This is a genomic window from Kitasatospora cystarginea (assembly GCF_039533515.1).
GTDB lineage: Bacteria > Actinomycetota > Actinomycetes > Streptomycetales > Streptomycetaceae > Kitasatospora > Kitasatospora cystarginea.
The window spans coordinates 36,300-54,984 of sequence record NZ_BAAATR010000017.1; the positions used below are offsets into that span (position 1 = coordinate 36,300).

The window sequence follows — 18,685 nt, forward strand, 5'->3', positions numbered from 1 at the left end:
CCGGCGCGGTCAGACCTCCAGCAGCACCGTGAAGGGGCCGTCGTTCACCAGCGCGACCTTCATGTCCGCGCCGAACCGGCCGGTCTCCACCTTGGCGCCCAGCGTCCGCAGCTCGGCCGCCACGGCGTCCACCAGCGGCTCGGCGAGCGGGCCGGGGGCCGCGGCGTTCCAGGTGGGGCGGCGGCCCTTGCGGGCGTCCCCGTACAGGGTGAACTGGCTGATCACCAGCAGCGGGGCGCCCAGATCGGAACAGGACTGCTCGACGGCGTCCTCGCCGCCGTCGAGGAGGCGCAGCGTCCAGAGTTTGCGGGCCAGTTGGGCCGCCTTGGCGGGGGTGTCGTCGTGGGTGACGCCGACCAGGACGCAGAGCCCGGGTCCCTCGATCGATCCGACCTTCTCGCCGTCCACCGTGACGCTTGCCTCGGTCACTCGCTGCACCACTGCTCGCATGCCGCCATTGTGCCGGAGGCGTGCAAGGCGCCAGCGCGCGCCGGGGTGAAACAACGCGCGCCGGGAGTGACCTGGTGCTGCCTGCGGGTTGCTCTCGTCATATCAGCCACCTCGTTTCGCCAGAGGGCCGTTCGGGTGGCCGGTCGGTGCGCCGGCGGCGGCCCTAGTGGCACGCTGTGGGCGTGGCAAGGCGCGGACTCGCCGTGTTCGAACGACCGGACCGCCGTTTTGGCCGGGGTAGCCCGGGCGGGTGGTAGCGGCGTCCCGGGGGAACCCCGCGGGGGCGCCTCGACGTGCTCCGGAACGGGGGCGTGCGCGCACGGCAGTACGCGGTGCCCGGTGGGCAGGCGCGGGGCGGGATCGGACAGCGTGACCAGGACAGCGGTAGGTGGTTGGTTGATGGACGCGAGCAGCACGGCCCGCGATCAGTCGTACGGGTTCGCCGGACCGGGAGCGGGGCGGCCCGAGCCGGTGGCCGCCGCAGCGGATGCGGTAGCGGCGGGGAGCCCCGCTGAGTACGACCTCACCGGGCTGGACCTGGAGGAGCTGCGGATGCTCCGCCGGGACGCCCTGGAGCAGGAGGCCGACCTCTCCTACCTCCGCCGTCTGCTGCAGGGCCGCCTCGACATCCTGCAGGCCGAGCTGGAACGGCGCCGGGTACACCCCGGCGCTCCGGCGGCCGGCGCGGAGGCCGGGCGCGGTGCGCGCCCGGAGACCGGAGCGGAGCCGGTGGCCCTGCTGGACCGGCTGCCCGCGATCCTCGCCGACCCCCCGTCGGTCGTCCGCCGCCCGGCCCGGCACGTCACGCTCGGGACGCCGCGCGGCGAGCAGTACCAGCGCGAGGCCGACGCCCTGATCGGCGACGTCCAGCTGGCCGACCTCGCCGCGCACCCCACCGCCGACCTGCTGACCGCCCTCGAGCGGCTGGCCGCGCGCGAGCGCCAGGTCTCGGGTCGGCGACAGATTCTGCAGCGCACGGCGGACGGCTGCAGTGCCGAGATCACCCGCAGGTACCGTGAGGGGGAGGCGCGGGTCGAGGACCTGCTCGCAGGCGGCTGATCCCGCGGGGCGGGGCGGCCGGCGCACACCGATCGTTTTCCGGCCACCCTCATCGTGGAGCTTCACCGATGTCGCAGTCTGCTGCCGTCCTGCCCGTCCTCGCCGAGGTCATACGCTCCGGTTTCGTCGAGGGCCGTCACCACGGCTCGCTGGTACTGCTCGCGGCCGACGGCTCGGTGCAGCTGGCCCTCGGCCGCCCGGACGCCCCGGTCTTCCCCCGTTCCACCGCCAAGCCGTTCCAGGCCGTGGCCACCCTGCGCGCCGGTCTGCCGATCGAGGGGGAGCTGCTGGCGCTCGCGGCCTCCAGCCACTCTGCAGAACCGTTTCACCGCGAGGCCGTGCGGGAGATCCTGCGGCGCGCCGGCCTCACCGAGGAGGCCCTGCGGACCCCTGCCGACCTCCCGCTGGACCAGGTCGAGGCGGAGGCGCTGCTCGGCAGCGGCGGGCAGCGCAGCCCGATCATGATGGACTGCTCCGGCAAGCACGCCGGCTGGCTGGCCGCCTGCGTCGCCAACGGCTGGGACACCGGGAGCTACCTCGACCCGGCGCACCCGATCCAGCAGCTGGCCCGGGAGGCCCTGGCGGAGTCCACCGGCGAGAGTGCGGCGCACCTGGGCGTGGACGGCTGCGGCGCCCCCCTGCTGTCCGTCTCGCTCACCGGCCTGGCCCGGGCCTACCGCGCGCTGGTGCTCGCCGAGCCCGGCACCCCGCAGCGCCGGGTCGCCGACGCGATGCGCGCCCACCCCGAGTACGTGGCGGGCACCCGCCGCGCCGACACCTGGCTGATGCGGGCCGTGCCCGGGGCACTCTCCAAGATGGGGGCCGAGGCCGTCCAGGTGGTCGCGCTGGCGGACGGGCGGGCGCTCGCTTTCAAGATCGACGACGGTGCGGAGCGGGCCCGGGGGCCGGTGCTGGCCGAGGCGCTGCAGCGCCTCGGTGTGCGGCACGAGGTGCTGGACCGGATCGGCACCGCGCCGCTGCACGGTGGCGGTGCGGTGGTCGGCGAGGTGCGGGCGGCCTTCTGACGGGCCGCCCGAAGCCCGTGCCCGGGCTGTCCCGGGTGCGGGCGGGGACCGGGTGCGGCACGGTGGAGCGGGGGAGCCGTGCCGCTACTCAGGTACCCAGGAGACCGCCATGAGCGACCACATCTACCGCGTCACCGAGATCGTCGGCTCCTCGCAGGAGAGTGTCGACGCCGCGATCCGGAACGGAATCAACCGGGCCTCCCGGACGCTGCGCAACCTGGACTGGTTCGAGGTGACCCAGGTGCGCGGGCACCTGGAGGACGGGCAGATCAGGCACTATCAGGTCGGACTCAAGGTCGGTTTCCGTCTGGAGAGCGAGGACTGACCCACCCGGTCCTGTCGGCCGGCCGCCCAGCTGGCCTTGCTCCGTCGGCGGGGCGGTGGCCGCGCCGACGGTCAGGCGCTGAGCGGGTAGCGGGTGTCGAGGTCGGCGAAGACGGCGCTGTTGAGGGCGAAGGCGCGCCTGCACTCGTCGACCACCCGGCGGCGCTCGACCTCGTCCATGGCGAGCCCGGCCGCGTCCAGCCTGGCACGGTAGCCGCGCTTGAAGGCGGCGGGGTTGCCGACCTCCTCGAAGACGTAGAAGCGGACGCCGGCGCCCTTGCGTTCGAAGCCCCAGGTCCGCTCGGCGACACCGCGGATGATCTGGCCGCCCGACAGGTCGCCCAGGTAGCGGGTGTAGTGGTGGGCGAGGTAGCCGTTCGGCCAGTCGGCGGCGAGCTCCTCGATCCGCGCGGTGTACACGGCGGTGGCGGGCAGCGGGGTGAGAGCGGACCGCCAGCCGGGGCCGCGCAGGTGCTCCAGATCGTGTTCGAGCGAGGCCGTACGGAAGAGCGCGGGGTCGATGAACGGCCCCGCCACCGGATGCCGTGCCAGCTCGGCCGCCCGGCCCTCCAGCGCCCGGTAGACGAACCAGAGCTGCCCGGACAGCTCGGCGTACGCGTCGCGGCCGAGCCGCCCGCCGAGGAGGTGGGACATGAAGGTGGAGTGCTCGGCGGCCTCGTGCTCCGCGCTGCTGGCGGCTCGCAGTACGGCGGAGAGGGCGGGGGGCTGCTCATGGCTGGGCATTCGGGCCTCCGGTCCGGTCGGGGCTGCGAGCGGGGGTCGTCGCCTCCCGTGCCGGATTCTTACCGACGTGGTGTCGGGAAAACGCCCCTGCCCAGTCTGCTCCTTCGGCCCGGTCCTGGAAAGGTGGGAAAGTTCCGGGGAGAGCGCGGCGGGCCGGCCGGAGGACGGCAGCGAAAGGCCAAGGGGGACGGCGGGCCGACTGGTGGAGGGCAGCAGAAAGCCGGGGCGAGCACCGCTGCTCGCCCCGGCCGGGACCGCCGAGCCCTAGGACTCAGTGGCCGCCCTTCTCCTCCAGGCGCTTGATCGAGGCCTTGATCTCGGCCTCGGCCTCCTCGCGGCCGACCCAGTTGGCGCCCTCGACCGACTTGCCGGGCTCCAGGTCCTTGTAGACCTCGAAGAAGTGCTGGATCTCCAGGCGGTCGAACTCCGGGACGTCGTGGATGTCGCCCAGGTGCTTCCAGCGCGGGTCGGTCGCCGGGACGCACAGCAGCTTGTCGTCGCCGCCGGCCTCGTCGGTCATGTGGAACATGCCGATGGCACGGCACTTGATCAGGCAGCCGGGGAAGGTCGGCTCCTCCAGGAGGACCAGGGCGTCCAGCGGGTCGCCGTCCTCGCCCAGGGTGCCCTCGACGTAGCCGTAGTCGGCCGGGTAGCGGGTCGACGTGAAGAGCATGCGGTCGAGGCGGAGCCGGCCCGTCTCATGGTCGACCTCGTACTTGTTGCGCGAGCCCTTCGGGATCTCGATCAGGACGTCGAACTCCAACGGTTCCTCCAAGGTAGGGACTGACAGAATCCAAGTGTCTCCTACGGCAAGGTGTGCTCAGGAAAGGGGCGGGTCGGTGCAGCGGAGCGCAGGGGTGGGACGCCGATGCAGGGTAGCGCTGGCAGGGGTGCTGGGTGTGGCGCTGGCCACGGGCGGGCTGGCCTCGGGCGGCGACCTGGCCTTCGCCCACCCCTCCCCGGCGGCGGACCGGGCGGGCGTCCCGGCTGCCGCGCGAGCGGCCGCCACCGGCGGCGTGGTGCTCGCCGCCCCGGTGGCCGGGGCCGACACGCTCCCGACCACGGCGGGTCTCCAGCGCGACCTGGCGCAGGTCCTGCAGGACCGGGGCCTGGGCGGGCTGAACTTCGCCATCGCCGACGGCAGCACGAGCCGGCTCCTGTACGGCTCCGGAGAGAACACGCCCGCCACCCCGGCCTCCACCACCAAGCTGCTCACCGCCGTCGCCGCCCTCTCGCTGATCCCGGCCGACACCCGGATCTCCACCAGGGTCGTCAAGGGCGCGGCTCCCGGGGAGATCACTCTCGTCGGTGGTGGTGACCCGACCCTCTCCGCGCTGCCCGCGGACCGGATCCAGGTCGGCGGTCTGCCGGTGGACGCCGAAACGGCCCCGGCCTCGCTCGCCGAACTGGCCCGGCAGACCGCCACCGCCCTCAAGGCGGCCGGCACCGGCACGGTGAAGCTGGGCTACGACACCTCGCTCTACAGCGGCCCGCTGCTGCACAAGGAGAACGACTACGCCAACATCGCCCCGGTGACCCCGCTGATGGCCGACGAGGGCAAGGTCGACCCGACGGCCACCATCGACGCCCCCTCGCGCTACACCGACCCGGCCGACCAGACCGCCGAGACCTTCGCCGGTCTGCTCAAGGCCCAGGGCATCACGGTGGACGGCAAGGCGCAGCAGGCCTCGGCCGCCCAGGGCGCCCAGCAGCTCGCCGAGGTGAAGTCGCCGACGATCGCCCGGCTGGTCGAGCGGACGCTCACCACCTCCGACAACACCCTCGCCGAGGCACTGGCCCGCCAGGCGGCGCTCGCCGCCCACGAGCCCGCCAGCTTCGACGGCGCGGTGGCGGCGGTGACCGAGGCACTGCAGAAGCTGGGCGTACCGATGAACGGGGTCGTCCTGGGCGACGGCAGCGGGCTGTACACCGGCAACCTGATCTCACCGCTGGTCCTCGCCAAGGTGCTCTCGGTGGCCGCCTCGCCCGAACACCCGGAACTGCGGCCGGTCCTCACGGGTCTTCCGATCGCCGGCTTCACCGGCACCCTGCGCACCCGGTTCGGCGCCTCCTCGGGCGCGCAGGAAGCGGCCGGGATCGTCCGGGCGAAGACCGGCACCCTCGCCGACAGCGGCGTCTACACCCTGGCCGGCACGGTGGTCGACGCGGACGGTCGGGTGCTCGTCTTCGCCTTCATGAACAAGAGCACCGACGGCGCCGCCACTCGCGCCGCCACCGACCGCGCCGCCGCCCGCCTGGCCGCCTGCGGCTGCCGGTAGGCGCGCCGGGCGAGTCCGTCAGCGACCGTGCGGCCACCCCGGGGTGACGGCCGGTCGGCAATCGGGCAGCCCGGGGCCGGCCGCCCGCAGCCCGTGGCGGCCGGGGCCGGGGCTGCCCGCCGGGTGCGTGGCGCCCGCTTCCCCGCCTCCCCCGAGTGGTGCCGCCACGGGACGATCCGCGGGTGTCTCCCCCGGGCCGCGGAGAGCACGTACGGTGATGGCATGACGAGCGCGAGCAGCGGTGCCGACATGGTCGATTGGGAACTCGCGGTCGCGACCGCGACCCGGCTGGCCCGGCCGGGCCCCGAGGTGACCAGGGAGCAGGCCCGCGAGGTGGTCTCCGAACTGCGCAGGCATGCGCTGGCGGCGGAGGAGCACGTGCGCGAGTTCACCGGCATGCGCTCCAGCAGCCTGGCCGCGGCGGCCGGCACGCCGGTCCTGGTGGTGGACCGTCCGGGGTGGGTGCGAGCCAATGTGGCGGGCTTCCGGACGATCGTCCAGCCGCTGGTGGACAAGCTGCAGGCGCGCCGCCGAGACTCGGCCGGCGCGGCCGTCTTCGGTTCGATCGGCGAGAAGGCGACCGGCGTCGAGGTCGGCGCGGTGCTGGCCTTCCTCTCCACCAAGGTGCTCGGCCAGTACGAGACCTTCGCCCCGGCCGAGCCCGCTCCGTCGGCGGGCTCCCCGGTGGCCCCGGACAGCCCGGCCGCGCTGTTCGCCGCGGACGGGTCCGGGGACGGGGCCGGGCAGCTGTCGCCGGGCCCCGGCCGGCTGCTGCTGGTGGCGCCGAACATCGTGCACGTCGAACGCGAACTGGACGTCGACCCGCACGACTTCCGCCTCTGGGTGTGCCTGCACGAGGAGACCCACCGCACCCAGTTCACCGCCGTCCCCTGGTTGCGCGACCACATCCAGGCCGAGGTGCAGTCCTTCCTGGCGCAGACCGACGTGGACCCGGCCGCGCTGCTGGAACGGATCAGGGACGCCCTGGGCGGCGGTCTGCCGGGACTCGGCGGCCGGGGTGACGGCTCGGCGCCCACCACCCTCCTGGAACTCGTCCAGACGCCCGAGCAGCGGGAGATCCTCGGCCGGCTCACGGCGGTGATGTCGCTGCTCGAAGGGCACGCGGACGTGGTGATGGACGGGGTCGGCCCGGCGGTGGTGCCGAGCGTTGCGGAGATCCGGGAGAAGTTCCAGCAGCGGCGGGACCGGGGTAGTGGGCGGCTCGACCTGGTGCTGCGGCGGCTGCTCGGCATGGACGCCAAGCTGCGCCAGTACCAGGACGGTGCGGTCTTCGTCCGGGACGTGGTCGACCGCGTCGGCATGGCCGGTTTCAACCGGGTCTGGACCTCCCCCAACACGCTCCCGACCAAGGACGAGATCCACGACCCCGCCGCCTGGGTCGCCCGGGTCACCGGCTGAGCCGCAGGCCGACGCGGGGCTGACGCGGGGCCGGTGCGCGATCGGGGCGGGCCCGCGCCGGGGGTGATCCCCAGGCGGCCCTGCAGGGGGCGTGGTGCCGCGCGGTCCGGTGCGGTGCGTGCCTTCGCCGCGCGCGGTCCGGCCGCGAGGAGCCCACACGAGTGGTGCAGGCGTACAGATGGGGGTGGTGAAACGTTTCTGCATTCACCCGTACGTGGGACCGTGGTCGTACCGGTGGCGCGGGTGGCGTAGCCGATGCCCGGATTCTGCGACCATCTGTGAGCACCTGGTGACCGAAAGCTGACAGGGTGTCACGCCCGGCCGGCCCCCTCACCGCCCCGCTCCGTCCCCCAGCTGCCAAGGAGTGCCTCACCGTGGGCCCACACCCTGCCGTCGCGGCGATACGTCTCGCCGTCCGTCGTGCCCTCACCGAGCTCGCCGCCGAGGCCGGCGTCAGCCTCACCGCCCCGGCTCCCCGCACCCGCCCCGCGTCCGCGCCGGTCGCCGTGACCGCGGCCACCACCGCCGGCGGTGCCGCCGCCACCCGGCTGATCGGGAACGCCCGCCGCCACCCCTCCGGGCTGCCCCGCACCCCCGCTGCACCGGGTTCCCCGCTGGTGCTGGTGGCGGTCAGCGGCGGCGCCGACTCGATGGCACTGGCCATCGCGACCGCCTTCGAGGCGCCCAAGCTGGGCCTGCGGGTCGGGGCCGTCACCGTCGACCACGGCCTGCAGCCGGGTTCCGCCGAACGCGCCGAGCAGGTCGCCGCCCGGCTGCGCGAGCTGGGCCTCGACCCGGTCGAGGTGATCCCGGTCGAGGTGGGCCAGCAGGGCGGCCCGGAGAACGCCGCGCGGGACGCGAGATACGCCGCGCTGGACGCCGCCGCCGAGCGCCACCGGTCGATCGCGGTGCTGCTCGGGCACACCAGGGACGACCAGGCGGAGACCGTTCTGCTGGGCCTGGCACGCGGCTCGGGGGCCAGGTCGCTCGCCGGGATGCCCGCGCACAAGGGCCGCTACCGCCGCCCGCTGCTGGAGCTGGACCGGGCCGCCACCCGCCAGGCGTGCGCCGCGCAGTCCATCCCGGTCTGGGACGACCCGCACAACTCCGATCCGGCCTACACCCGCTCCCGGGTCCGCCACGAGGTGCTGCCGGTGCTGGAGAAGCACCTGGGCGCCGGGGTGGTCGAGGCGCTGGCCAGGACGGCCCGGCTGTTCCGCGACGACGCCGATGCGCTCGATCAGTGGGCGGCCCTGGCGGAGCGCGACCTCCGTACGGGCGAAGGCGCACTGGACACCGGGAAACTGGCCGAACTGCCTCCCGCGGTCCGCCGCCGGGTGCTGCGCCGGGCCGCACTGCGGGCGGGCTGCCCGGGCGGTGACCTGTTCGCCCGGCACCTGGAGACGGTCGATCAGTTGATCACCGGCTGGCGCGGTCAGGGGCCGCTACACCTACCCGGGGGCGTCGAGGTCACCCGAAGGTGTGGCACGCTGGTCTTTCGGCGACAGAGCGACAACTGAGCAGTAGGTCGCGGGGCCGTCGCCGAAACAGGACCCCGAACGTTTGAGGACGTATCCCCGGTGGATCAGAACGACATGGGCGCCGACCTGGCGAAGGTGCTCATCAGCAAGGACGAGATCGACGCCAAGCTGCTTGAGCTGGCCGAGCGGATCGACCGGGACTACGCCGGGCGGGATCTGCTGATCGTCGGTGTGCTCAAGGGCGCCGTGATGGTCATGGCCGACCTCGCCCGGGCGCTGCACTCGCAGGTCACGATGGACTGGATGGCGGTCTCCTCGTACGGGATGGGCACCAAGTCCTCCGGCGTGGTGCGGATCCTCAAGGACCTGGACACCGACATCGCCGGCCGCGACGTGCTGATCGTCGAGGACATCATCGACTCCGGCTTGACGCTGTCGTGGCTGCTCGGCAACCTGGGCTCGCGCGGCCCGGCCTCGCTGGAGGTCTGCACCCTGCTGCGCAAGCCGGACGCGGCCAAGGTCGAGATCGACGTCAAGTACGTCGGCTTCGACATCCCCAACGAGTTCGTGGTCGGCTACGGCCTGGACTTCCAGGAGAAGCTGCGCAACCTGCCGTTCATCGGCACCCTGGCCCCGCACGTCTACGGCGGCTGACCATCGGCCGTCCGACGGTTGACACCGTTCGGGCGACGGGTGGGAACAGCTCGCTGTTCCCACCCGTTGAGCCGGGGTAGGAAAATACGTCGTGCCGCCCAGCTCTCGTCGTGAGCGGGGGTGCCTGCGGTACGGTCCAATTAACCGCTCTTCTCATGAGCACATACCGGATGCGCCGACGGCCGACAGCCGTGCAGCGCCGTTGAGTGGCAGGAGGGACGGGGCGTCACCGCCCCGCATGGATGGACGTTAAGCGATACTTCCGTGCGCCGATCATGTGGATCGTGCTGGCCGTCCTCGCCGTTGTCGTGCTGATGCAGGTCGTTTCGGACTCGAACGGCTACAAGACGGTGGACACCGGGCAGGTCGTCGCGGCGATCGATGCCAAGCAGGTCAAGTCGGCGCAGATCACCACTGGTGACTCGAACACGATCAAGATCCAGCTGAAGGACGGCGCGAAGCTGCCCTCGGCCGGTACCGGCGGCAAGGCGCCGTCCGGCAGCAAGTTCCAGGCGTCGTACGTCGGCGACCAGGGCGTGGCCGTGGCCAACACGCTGCAGGCCCAGATCAACTCGGGTGACAAGGGCGCGCTGCCCGAGGGCTACACGATCAGCCCCGAGAAGCAGTCCACCTTCGTCAGCCTGCTGCTGTCGATGCTGCCGATCGTCGGCGTCGTGCTGGTCTTCCTGTTCCTGATGAACCAGATGCAGGGCGGCGGCTCCCGGGTCATGCAGTTCGGCAAGTCCAAGGCCAAGCTGCTCACCAAGGACACCCCGAAGACCACCTTCGCGGACGTCGCGGGTGCGGACGAGGCGGTCGAGGAGCTCCACGAGATCAAGGAGTTCCTGCAGGAGCCGTCGAAGTTCCAGGCCGTCGGCGCCAAGATCCCCAAGGGCGTGCTGCTCTACGGCCCGCCCGGTACCGGCAAGACCCTGCTCGCGCGCGCCGTCGCGGGCGAGGCGGGCGTGCCGTTCTACTCGATCTCCGGTTCCGACTTCGTCGAGATGTTCGTCGGTGTGGGTGCCTCCCGCGTCCGCGACCTGTTCGAGCAGGCCAAGGCGAACGCCCCGGCGATCATCTTCGTCGACGAGATCGACGCCGTCGGCCGGCACCGCGGTGCGGGCCTCGGCGGTGGCCACGACGAGCGCGAGCAGACCCTCAACCAGCTGCTGGTCGAGATGGACGGCTTCGACGTCAAGGGCGGCGTGATCCTGATCGCCGCCACCAACCGCCCGGACATCCTGGACCCGGCACTGCTGCGCCCCGGCCGCTTCGACCGGCAGATCGCCGTCGACCGCCCGGACCTGCAGGGTCGTCTGGAGATCCTCAAGGTCCACCAGAAGGGCAAGCCGATCGCGCCCGACGTCGACCTCTCGGCCGTCGCCAAGCGCACCCCCGGCTTCACCGGTGCCGACCTCTCCAACGTCCTCAACGAGGCCGCCCTGCTGACGGCCCGCTCGGACAAGAAGCTGATCGACAACGTCATCCTGGACGAGGCGATCGACCGCGTCGTGGCGGGTCCGCAGAAGCGCACGCGGATCATGTCCGACAAGGAGAAGAAGATCACCGCGTACCACGAGGGCGGTCACGCCCTGGTCGCGGCGGCCTCTCCGAACGCCGACCCGGTGCACAAGATCACCATCCTGTCCCGCGGCCGGGCCCTGGGCTACACCATGGTCCTGCCGGACGAGGACAAGTACTCGACCACGCGCAACGAGATGCTCGACCAGCTGGCGTACATGCTGGGCGGGCGCGCGGCGGAGGAGCTGGTCTTCCACGACCCGACCACCGGCGCCTCGAACGACATCGAGAAGGCCACCGCGACCGCCCGCGCGATGGTCACCCAGTACGGCATGAGCGAGCGCCTCGGCGCGATCAAGTTCGGTTCGGACTCCTCCGAGCCGTTCCTGGGTCGCGAGATGGCCCACCAGCGCGACTACTCCGAGGAGGTCGCCGGGCTGGTGGACGAGGAGGTCAAGAAGCTCATCGAGAACGCGCACAACGAGGCCTGGGAGATCCTGGTCGAGAACCGCGACGTGCTCGACAACCTGGTCCTCGAGCTGCTGGAGAAGGAGACGCTGAACAAGGAGCAGATCGCCGAGATCTTCGCTCCGGTCGTGAAGCGCCCGGCCCGCCCGGCCTGGACCGGCTCCGCCCGCCGTACGCCCTCCACCCGCCCGCCGGTGCAGTCTCCCAAGGAACTGGCGCTGACCAACGGCATCGCCGCCGCCGCGGAGACCACCCAGGTGGACATCATGAAGCTGCCGCCGGTCGCCGGTGACGGCGCGACGGAGAGCTGAGCGAACCGTACGGAATGGATGCCGCGTCACCGGGGTTTGTACCCTGGAGGCGCGGCATCCGTGCTGCTAGGACCGCCTACCCAACCACCACAAGCGAGGCACGCATGATCGACCCGGTGACTCTCGACCAGTCCGTGCCAGTCGGGGCGTTCGATCAGGCGCGGGCCGAGAAGGCCGTTCGGGAGCTGCTGATCGCGGTCGGCGAGGATCCGGACCGGGAGGGCCTGCAGGAGACGCCCGCCCGCGTCGCGCGCGCCTACAAGGAGATATTCGCGGGCCTCTGGCAGGAGCCCGAGGACGTCCTGACCACCACCTTCGACCTCGGCCACGACGAGATGGTGCTGGTGAAGGACATCGAGGTGTTCTCCACCTGCGAGCACCACCTGGTCCCGTTCCAGGGCGTCGCCCACGTCGGGTACATACCGTCCACCAGCGGCAAGATCACCGGTCTCTCCAAGCTCGCCCGGCTGGTGGACGTCTACGCCCGCCGTCCGCAGGTGCAGGAGCGGCTCACCAGCCAGGTCGCCGACGCGCTGATGCGGATCCTGGAGCCGCGCGGCGCGATCGTGGTGGTCGAGTGCGAGCACATGTGCATGTCGATGCGCGGCATCCGCAAGCCCGGGGCCAAGACGATCACCTCGGCGGTGCGGGGGCAGCTGCGCGATCCCGCCACCCGGGCCGAGGCGATGAGCCTGATCCTCGGGCGCTGAGCACGCGCCGGGGGCGTAGCGGTGTGCCCGTGCTCCTGGACGCCTGATCCCCGCCGCTAGTCCCTGCTCGCGGAGCCGAGCGCGTTGCGCTTGGCGGGCATCCGGAGGCGGACCATCCGGTGGCGGCCCAGGGTGAGGTCGTAGAGGTAGAGGGCGTGGACGCCGGCGACCAGTACGGCGACCTGCCAGCGGGGCCAGCCCAGGATCCGCGCCATGGCCCGCAGTACCGCGAGGCCGACATCGCGGTGGGTGCGGATCTCGCCGCGGGCGGTGTGTTCCAGGGCGTGCCGGATGTACGGGCCGTGGCCCTCGGCGGTGAGGCGGAGCAGCTCCTCGTGGCAGTACGCGAGGTGGTTGTCCTCGTCGGCGGAGATCATCCGCATGGCCTTGGCCAGTTCGGGGTTGCCGCCGTACGCCTTCACCAGCTGGCGCATCTGCTCGGCGGCCCGTTGTTCGGTGACCCGGCTGTGCGCCAGATAGGTGATGATCTCGCGCTCGGTCAGCGGGACCTCGGAGTTGAGCCGCTCGTGCGAGAGGCCGATGCCCTGGCGCTCCAGCAGCATGCAGTAGTCGGTGTCCGGTGGGACGGACACCTTCTCCAGGCCGCGCCGGTGCAGCAGCTGGGTGAAGATCCGTCCGTGCTTGCGTTCGTCGGCTCCGTGCCGCCCGATCTTCGGGGCCAGCACCGGGTCGGTGGTCAGCGCCCGGATCCGCTCGTTCTCCCAGCCGCCCTGGTTCTCGCCGCCGGCCGCGATGCTGCAGAAGAGGCGGTAGGCCTCGTCGTTGCGGTAGATATCGTCGAAGAGCGAACGGGAGCTGAGCATCTGACCTCCTGGCGTCTGCGGGGTAGCCGGTCGGGCGGGAGACGTTCCCCGGTGGTGGCCCGTCGGCCGGTGGCCGGTGGGGAATCACCCGGCCGGGGGAGGGCGGTCCGGGCAGCGTCGGCTACTGGCGCGGCTCGCGGTCCTGCGGGGTCTTGAGGTGGTCGCTCATCCACTCCAGTGCGGTCGGCAGTTCGCGCCGCCAGGTCTCGAAGCTGTGGCCGCCGTCGTCCAGCACCAGCGAGTCCACCCGGAACCCGGGGTGGGCGTCGGCGACGTGCTTGGCGTTGGCGAGGAAGGCCTGGGTCTGGGCGAAGTCCTCCTCCGTCCTGGTACTCACCACCAGCAGCGAGACGTCGGGGGCGGGAAGGTTCTGCAGTCGCCAGTTGAGGTCGCTGTGCTGGGCGTCGGTCTGGTCGCCGCCGAACAGGTCGCCGTCGGTCCAGTGGTCGTTGGGCACCTGGTAGTCGGCGTGCATGCCGGTCGCGCTGGTGTAGGCCTCGGGGTGGCGCATGGCCAGGCGCAACGCGCAGCTGCCGCCGGTGGAGTAGCCGAGCACTCCCCAGGAGTCGGCCGAGCGGCTGAGCCGGTAGTTGGCGCGCAGGGCGTCCGGCAGGTCCTTGACGAACCAGGTCTCGGTCTGCGGGCCGCCGGCGACGTTAACGCACTCGGTGTTGCGGGGCGGGGCGACGGTCGGACGGGCCATCACGATCACGGTGGGCGAGATCCGGCCGGTCCGCTCCAGGTCCCAGGCGGTCTGCGGCACCCGCAGCCCCTCGACCAGGTGGAGCGAGGGACCCGGGTATCCGGCCAGGGTGAGCAGCACCGGGAAGCGGACCCGGGAGTAGCGGGGGATGAAGTACTCGGGCGGCAGGTAGACGAACACCTGGTCAAAGAGGCCGGAGTCGATGCCGGTGACCTTGACGGAGTCCACCCGGCCGACCTCTTCCGGCTTGCCCTGCGGCAGGTCCTTGACCGTCTCCAGCCCGCCCTCGGTGGTCGGTCGGACCAGGCCGGCGGTCTTCGGCGCGGCGCCCCTGAGGTGCTCGGAGCCCGCCAGGGTCAGCGGCGCGCGGCCCGGGTGGAGCAGGTCGTTCCACGAGGTGTAGAAGCCGTACGAGTTGTTGACCGACAGCGCCAGTACGGCCAGCACGGAGAGTTGAATGACCGCCAGCAGGCCGAGTCGGCCGAGCACCGGGAGCGGGCGCTGGCGGGCGAGCCGGGGCCACAGCCAGAGGGTGCAGACCAGGGCGGCGGCGGCCAGCGCGGTGAGCGAGTACACAAGCGCACTGCTGGTCAGTTCCATGCGGATTCGCCCTCCCTTGGGCAGCAGTGGGGCCAGGGTTCATCGTGGGGCGGTCGACTGGGGGCAGCCAGCGGGGATGCGCCGCCCGGGTCCGTCACGGCCGGGTACCGGCACGTCGTGCCCGCTGCGGAGGGTGCAACCGAAGCTCTAGAATGCGGCGTCCAGCGTGTGTAACGCGTGTGCGGGGCGTCCCGTGGCGCAGCGTGCCGGCGTTGGGCCACCCACCTGCCATCGCCGCCGTCCGACCGTTCAGCCGTCCCGCTGGACTCGCCGTCCGAGCGGCGTCCCTGTCCCCGAGGCGTCCGCACCGCAGGGGTGTCCCCGGGAATTTACCGCCCGGGGATGCTTCCTTGACGAACGGATTGCCAGACCAAGGAATAGTCATGAAGGTCCATCACAGCTCCTCCCCGGGAGTGACAGGACAGCCCGTTCCAGCCTCTACGCTGAGCTTCCATGAGCGTTCCCGTGTCCGTTGAGCCGTCACCTGAGCAGCCCCGTCGGCGGGGCCTGCAGACGCTGCGCAACCAAGCTGCCTCCGTTCCCCGTGCCTGGCTGCCGGGAGCCGTCGGATACGCCTGTCTGCTGATCGGCCTGCTGGACATCGCCAGCGCCGTCTTCCCCCGGCTTCGGCACACCCGGGTGCACAGCTGGGCCGGGCAGCTGCCGGGCAGCACCACCACGCTGGCCGCGGTCGGCACCCTGATGGTCGGCACCCTGCTGGTGCTGCTGGCGCACGCGCTGCGCCGTCGCAAGCGGCGTGCCTGGCGGGCGGTCGTGGTGCTGCTGCCGGTCGGTGCCGCGCTGCACGTGCTGCGCTGGCACCAGATCGGCCCGGCGGTGGTGTCGGTGGCGCTGTTCGCGGTGGTCCTGATCCACCGGCGCGAGTTCTACGCCAAGGCCGACCCGCGCACCCGCTGGCGGGCCCTGCTCAACCTGATCGTCATGGGCGCCTTCAGCGTGCTGCTCGGCATGGTGATCGTGAGCGTCCACCCGAGCTCCGAGGTCGGGCACCCGACCTTCATCCAGCGTCTCAAGGAGACGGTGTACGGCCTGTTCGGCTTCGACGGCCCGGTCCGGTACCACACCGAGCGGGTCACCGACCTGGTGGCGTACTCGCTCGGTGCGCTGGGTCTGATGACGGCCTTCATCTCGGCCTACCTGGCGCTGCGGCCGGAGAAGCCGAAGCCGGAGCTGACCGCCGAGGACGAGGAGAAGGTCCGGGCGCTGCTGGAGCGGCACGGGGCGCGCGACTCGCTCGGGTACTTCGCGCTGCGGCGGGACAAGAGCGTGCTGTTCTCGCCGACCGGCAAGGCGGCGATCTCCTACCGGGTGATCTCCGGTGTGATGCTGGCCTCGGGCGACCCGGTGGGGGACGTCGAGGCGTGGCCGGGTGCGATCAAGGTCTTCATGGCGGAGGCCCGTGAGCACGCCTGGGTGCCGGCCGTGGTCGGCTGCAGCGAGGTCGGCGGTGAGGTCTGGACCCGCGAGGCGGGGCTGGACGCGCTGGAGCTGGGTGACGAGGCGATCGTGGACACCTCCGCGTTCTCGCTGTCGGGACGTGCCATGCGCAACGTCCGCCAGATGGTGAAGCGGATCGAGCGCAACGGCTACACCTGCAAGGTGCGCCGGGTCTCCGACCTGACGCTGGAGGAGAAGCGGCAGGTCGCCGACGCGGCCGCCCGCTGGCGCGGTACCGACACCGAGCGCGGCTTCTCGATGGCGCTGGGTCGCTTCGGCGACCCGAGCGACGACAACGGCGTGGTCGTCACGGCGCACAAGGCTCCGGAGGAGGGCGAACCCGCGGGCGCGCCCGGCAGCGACCTGAAGGCCGTGCTGCACTTCGTGCCCTGGGGCAAGGACGGCATCTCGCTGGAGCTGATGCGGCGTGACCGGGCGGCCGACCCCGGCCTGAACGAGCTGCTGATCGTGGCGGCGCTGCAGGAATCCCCGAACCTGGGCGTCAAGCGGGTGTCGCTGAACTTCGCGATGTTCCGTTCGGCGCTGGCCCGCGGTGAGCGGATCGGTGCCGGGCCGGTGCTGCGGGCCTGGCGCGGGCTGCTGGTCTTCCTGTCGCGCTGGTTCCAGATCGAGTCGCTGTACAAGTTCAACGCCAAGTTCCAGCCGGTCTGGGAGCCGCGCTTCCTGGTCTACCCGCAGACCCGGGACCTGCCGCGGATCGGGTTCGCCGTGATGCAGGCGGAGGCCTTCATCACGCTCGGTATGCCGAAGTTCGGCCGGAAGAAGCAGCGCCAGGGGCTGATGCCGGAGCAGGCGCAGCTCGGTTCGGTGACCGAGGCCGCTTGAGGGCGCGGCGCCGCGGGGTGTGCGGCGCCGGACCGACGGACGTCCGGTATGCGGTGACCGATGGCCGGTGACGGAACCGGTGAGGGGGAACCGATGACGGATGACGGAGATCCGGCGACGGCTGACCGATGACCGGTAGTGAATGACCTATGACGGCTGACAGATTCTGAAATCTGTCAGCCGTCATCGTTTTTCCGACCAGGGGTGGCTCGATAATGGCCGTATGATCCACCTTCCCGGGCTCCCTCAGCTCGACCGCTGTGCGGTCATGGGCATCGTCAACGTCACCCCCGACTCGTTCTCCGACGGCGGCATGTGGCTCGATCCCGCCGCTGCCGTCGCGCACGGCCTGCGGCTCGCGGCGAGCGGTGCCGACCTGGTGGACGTCGGCGGCGAGTCCACCCGTCCCGGCTCCCACCGGGTCACCGAGGAGGAGGAGCTGCGCCGGGTGATCCCGGTGGTCCGCGAGCTGTCCGGGGCCGGGGTGGTGGTCAGCATCGACACCATGCGGGCCAGCGTCGCCGAACAGGCGGTCGCCGCCGGGGCCCGGCTGGTGAACGACGTGTCCGGCGGTCTGGCCGACGCCACGATGGCCCAGGTGGTCGCGGACACCGGCGCGCCGTACGTGCTGATGCACTGGCGCGGCCAGTCCGCCGAGATGGACAGCCTCGCCGTGTACCAGGACGTGGTGGCCGAGGTCGCCGCCGAGCTGACCCAGCGGATGGAGGCGCTGCTGGCCGCGGGGGTGAAGGAGGAGCAGCTGATCCTCGACCCGGGCCTCGGCTTCGCCAAGACCAGCGAGCACAACTGGGCCCTGCTCGGCCGCCTGGACGCGCTCACGGCGCTCGGTCGCCCGGTGCTGGTGGCCGCTTCGCGCAAGCGGTTCCTGGGTACGCTGCTCGCCAACCCGGAAACCGGGGAGCCGCGCCCGGCCCGGCGGCGCGACGACGCCACCGCGGCGATCTCGACGCTCTCGGCCCAGGCCGGTGCGTGGGCGGTCCGGGTCCATGACGTGGCCGGCACGGCCGACGCCGTACGAGTGGCCGCGGCCTGGCAACAGGCGGCGGCGAGGAGGGGGTAGGGGGCTTGGTGCGGCTCTGGAGGAAGCATGGCGGGTGACGGCAGGGTGGGCGACACGGGCCGCGAGGCGGCGCTGGAGCTGGACCGGGAAGCCGTCCTGGCGGCCAACCGGGCGCTCTACGAGGCGCTGGAGAACGGTGATCTGGAGGCCGTCGAGTCCATCTGGCTGGGTGCCGGCGAGGCCGACGACAAGGGCGGGGTGATCTGCGTCCACCCCGGCTGGCCGGTGCTGCGCGGCCGGGCCCAGGTCACCCGTTCCTACATGTTGATCATGATGAACACGGAGTACATCCAGTTCTTCCTGACCGACGTGGAGGTCGAACTGCAGGGCGATGTGGCACTCGTCACGTGCACCGAGAACATCCTCTCCGGCGGCGAGGCCGAGGAGGAGGGCGAGCTCGGGCCGCTGATCGGCGGGAAGGTCGTCTCGACCAACTTGTTCCGTCGTACGGCGGACGGCTGGAAACTCTGGTCGCACCACGGTTCACCCGTCCTGACCAGCGGTGACGACGAGGACGACGACTGATCGCGAACCGTTTGCGCAAGGTGTGACCGAACGGGGTGCACCCGTTCCGTGCGTGGACACCCAACGTTCACGTCAATCGCCGATCCGGTGCGCGTGGCGGGCGGTTGTGCCGGGTAGGACGGTCCAGGTCCGCGGGGGCTCGCAGGTAGATTCGATTGCGGCGGGCGACCCGGCCCGCCACCCTGTCCGCTCCGGGCAGGGTC

17 protein-coding genes are annotated in these 18,685 nt (G+C 71.9%); 12 read left to right on the forward strand and 5 right to left on the reverse strand.

Annotated features, from left to right (window positions below; all coding sequences use genetic code 11):
- Window positions 1-9: 9 nt before the first annotated feature.
- On the reverse strand, window positions 10-450 hold the full coding sequence (gene dtd / locus ABD369_RS19675) for a D-aminoacyl-tRNA deacylase (RefSeq protein WP_344637762.1): 441 nt from the start codon (window positions 448-450) through the stop codon (window positions 10-12).
- A gap of 399 nt (window positions 451-849) precedes the next feature.
- Here dtd and ABD369_RS19680 point away from each other — a divergent pair, with 399 nt between their 5' ends.
- From ABD369_RS19680 to ABD369_RS19690, 3 genes are all read left to right on the forward strand, one after another.
- Window positions 850-1,509 carry an RsiG family protein gene (locus ABD369_RS19680; RefSeq protein ID WP_344637763.1) on the forward strand — a complete coding sequence of 220 codons (660 nt, stop codon included), beginning with the start codon at window positions 850-852 and terminating at the stop codon, window positions 1,507-1,509.
- A 68-nt stretch (window positions 1,510-1,577) separates the two neighbouring features.
- The gene (locus tag ABD369_RS19685; RefSeq protein WP_344637764.1) at window positions 1,578-2,534 is read left to right on the forward strand and encodes an asparaginase; all 957 of its coding nucleotides are present in this window, start codon (window positions 1,578-1,580) and stop codon (window positions 2,532-2,534) included.
- Between the two features lie 109 nt (window positions 2,535-2,643).
- Window positions 2,644-2,859: a dodecin gene (locus tag ABD369_RS19690; RefSeq protein ID WP_344637765.1), complete on the forward strand. Its 216-nt coding sequence runs from the start codon at window positions 2,644-2,646 to the stop codon at window positions 2,857-2,859.
- Window positions 2,860-2,930: 71 nt separating this feature from the next.
- Here the strand turns inward: ABD369_RS19690 and ABD369_RS19695 are convergent, their stop codons facing one another.
- Window positions 2,931-3,602: a biliverdin-producing heme oxygenase gene (locus ABD369_RS19695; RefSeq protein WP_344637766.1), complete on the reverse strand. Its 672-nt coding sequence runs from the start codon at window positions 3,600-3,602 to the stop codon at window positions 2,931-2,933.
- 271 nt (window positions 3,603-3,873) lie between these two features.
- Window positions 3,874-4,365 (reverse strand): inorganic diphosphatase, encoded by a 492-nt coding sequence (locus ABD369_RS19700; RefSeq protein WP_344637767.1) that lies wholly within the window; start codon window positions 4,363-4,365, stop codon window positions 3,874-3,876.
- A 136-nt stretch (window positions 4,366-4,501) separates the two neighbouring features.
- On the opposite strand from ABD369_RS19700, the gene dacB reads away from it, so the two are divergent.
- The 6 genes from dacB to folE all read left to right on the forward strand — a co-directional run bounded on the left by dacB (window position 4,502) and on the right by folE (window position 12,445).
- Entirely contained in the window at window positions 4,502-5,881 is a 1,380-nt protein-coding gene (dacB, locus tag ABD369_RS19705; protein WP_344637768.1) for a D-alanyl-D-alanine carboxypeptidase/D-alanyl-D-alanine endopeptidase, read from the forward strand.
- 222 nt (window positions 5,882-6,103) lie between these two features.
- Window positions 6,104-7,300, forward strand: coding sequence for a zinc-dependent metalloprotease (locus ABD369_RS19710; RefSeq protein WP_344637769.1), 1,197 nt, complete (start codon window positions 6,104-6,106; stop codon window positions 7,298-7,300).
- A gap of 374 nt (window positions 7,301-7,674) precedes the next feature.
- Entirely contained in the window at window positions 7,675-8,820 is a 1,146-nt protein-coding gene (gene tilS / locus ABD369_RS19715) for a tRNA lysidine(34) synthetase TilS (protein WP_344637770.1), read from the forward strand.
- A gap of 60 nt (window positions 8,821-8,880) precedes the next feature.
- Entirely contained in the window at window positions 8,881-9,435 is a 555-nt protein-coding gene (gene hpt / locus ABD369_RS19720) for a hypoxanthine phosphoribosyltransferase (protein WP_045306241.1), read from the forward strand.
- Window positions 9,436-9,677: 242 nt separating this feature from the next.
- A complete protein-coding gene (gene ftsH, locus ABD369_RS19725; RefSeq protein ID WP_344637771.1) occupies window positions 9,678-11,735 on the forward strand; it encodes an ATP-dependent zinc metalloprotease FtsH in 2,058 nt (685 codons plus the stop codon).
- Window positions 11,736-11,839: 104 nt separating this feature from the next.
- Window positions 11,840-12,445: a GTP cyclohydrolase I FolE gene (gene folE / locus ABD369_RS19730; RefSeq protein ID WP_344637772.1), complete on the forward strand. Its 606-nt coding sequence runs from the start codon at window positions 11,840-11,842 to the stop codon at window positions 12,443-12,445.
- A gap of 56 nt (window positions 12,446-12,501) precedes the next feature.
- Here the strand turns inward: folE and ABD369_RS19735 are convergent, their stop codons facing one another.
- Both ABD369_RS19735 and ABD369_RS19740 read right to left on the reverse strand, forming a co-directional pair.
- Window positions 12,502-13,269, reverse strand: coding sequence for a ferritin-like domain-containing protein (locus tag ABD369_RS19735; protein ID WP_344637773.1), 768 nt, complete (start codon window positions 13,267-13,269; stop codon window positions 12,502-12,504).
- Window positions 13,270-13,390: 121 nt separating this feature from the next.
- On the reverse strand, window positions 13,391-14,572 hold the full coding sequence (locus ABD369_RS19740; RefSeq protein ID WP_344637774.1) for an alpha/beta hydrolase: 1,182 nt from the start codon (window positions 14,570-14,572) through the stop codon (window positions 13,391-13,393).
- A gap of 453 nt (window positions 14,573-15,025) precedes the next feature.
- On the opposite strand from ABD369_RS19740, the gene ABD369_RS19745 reads away from it, so the two are divergent.
- The 3 genes from ABD369_RS19745 (at window position 15,026) to ABD369_RS19755 (ending at window position 18,482) form a co-directional block, all read left to right on the forward strand.
- Window positions 15,026-16,876 (forward strand): phosphatidylglycerol lysyltransferase domain-containing protein, encoded by a 1,851-nt coding sequence (locus ABD369_RS19745; RefSeq protein WP_344637775.1) that lies wholly within the window; start codon window positions 15,026-15,028, stop codon window positions 16,874-16,876.
- Between the two features lie 223 nt (window positions 16,877-17,099).
- On the forward strand, window positions 17,100-17,957 hold the full coding sequence (folP, locus tag ABD369_RS19750; protein ID WP_344637776.1) for a dihydropteroate synthase: 858 nt from the start codon (window positions 17,100-17,102) through the stop codon (window positions 17,955-17,957).
- Window positions 17,958-17,984: 27 nt separating this feature from the next.
- The gene (locus ABD369_RS19755; protein ID WP_344637777.1) at window positions 17,985-18,482 is read left to right on the forward strand and encodes a nuclear transport factor 2 family protein; all 498 of its coding nucleotides are present in this window, start codon (window positions 17,985-17,987) and stop codon (window positions 18,480-18,482) included.
- The last annotated feature ends 203 nt before the right edge of the window (window positions 18,483-18,685 follow it).

Coding starts and splice junctions, on each gene's coding strand:
- dtd (WP_344637762.1), bottom strand. CDS start 450: ATGCGAGCAGTGGTGCAGCGAGTGACCGAGGCAAGCGTCACGGTGGAC.
- ABD369_RS19680 (WP_344637763.1), top strand. CDS start 850: ATGGACGCGAGCAGCACGGCCCGCGATCAGTCGTACGGGTTCGCCGGA.
- ABD369_RS19685 (WP_344637764.1), top strand. CDS start 1,578: ATGTCGCAGTCTGCTGCCGTCCTGCCCGTCCTCGCCGAGGTCATACGC.
- ABD369_RS19690 (WP_344637765.1), top strand. CDS start 2,644: ATGAGCGACCACATCTACCGCGTCACCGAGATCGTCGGCTCCTCGCAG.
- ABD369_RS19695 (WP_344637766.1), bottom strand. CDS start 3,602: ATGCCCAGCCATGAGCAGCCCCCCGCCCTCTCCGCCGTACTGCGAGCC.
- ABD369_RS19710 (WP_344637769.1), top strand. CDS start 6,104: ATGACGAGCGCGAGCAGCGGTGCCGACATGGTCGATTGGGAACTCGCG.
- ftsH (WP_344637771.1), top strand. CDS start 9,678: ATGGACGTTAAGCGATACTTCCGTGCGCCGATCATGTGGATCGTGCTG.
- folE (WP_344637772.1), top strand. CDS start 11,840: ATGATCGACCCGGTGACTCTCGACCAGTCCGTGCCAGTCGGGGCGTTC.
- ABD369_RS19735 (WP_344637773.1), bottom strand. CDS start 13,269: ATGCTCAGCTCCCGTTCGCTCTTCGACGATATCTACCGCAACGACGAG.
- ABD369_RS19740 (WP_344637774.1), bottom strand. CDS start 14,572: ATGGAACTGACCAGCAGTGCGCTTGTGTACTCGCTCACCGCGCTGGCC.
- ABD369_RS19745 (WP_344637775.1), top strand. CDS start 15,026: ATGAGCGTTCCCGTGTCCGTTGAGCCGTCACCTGAGCAGCCCCGTCGG.
- folP (WP_344637776.1), top strand. CDS start 17,100: ATGATCCACCTTCCCGGGCTCCCTCAGCTCGACCGCTGTGCGGTCATG.
- ABD369_RS19755 (WP_344637777.1), top strand. CDS start 17,985: ATGGCGGGTGACGGCAGGGTGGGCGACACGGGCCGCGAGGCGGCGCTG.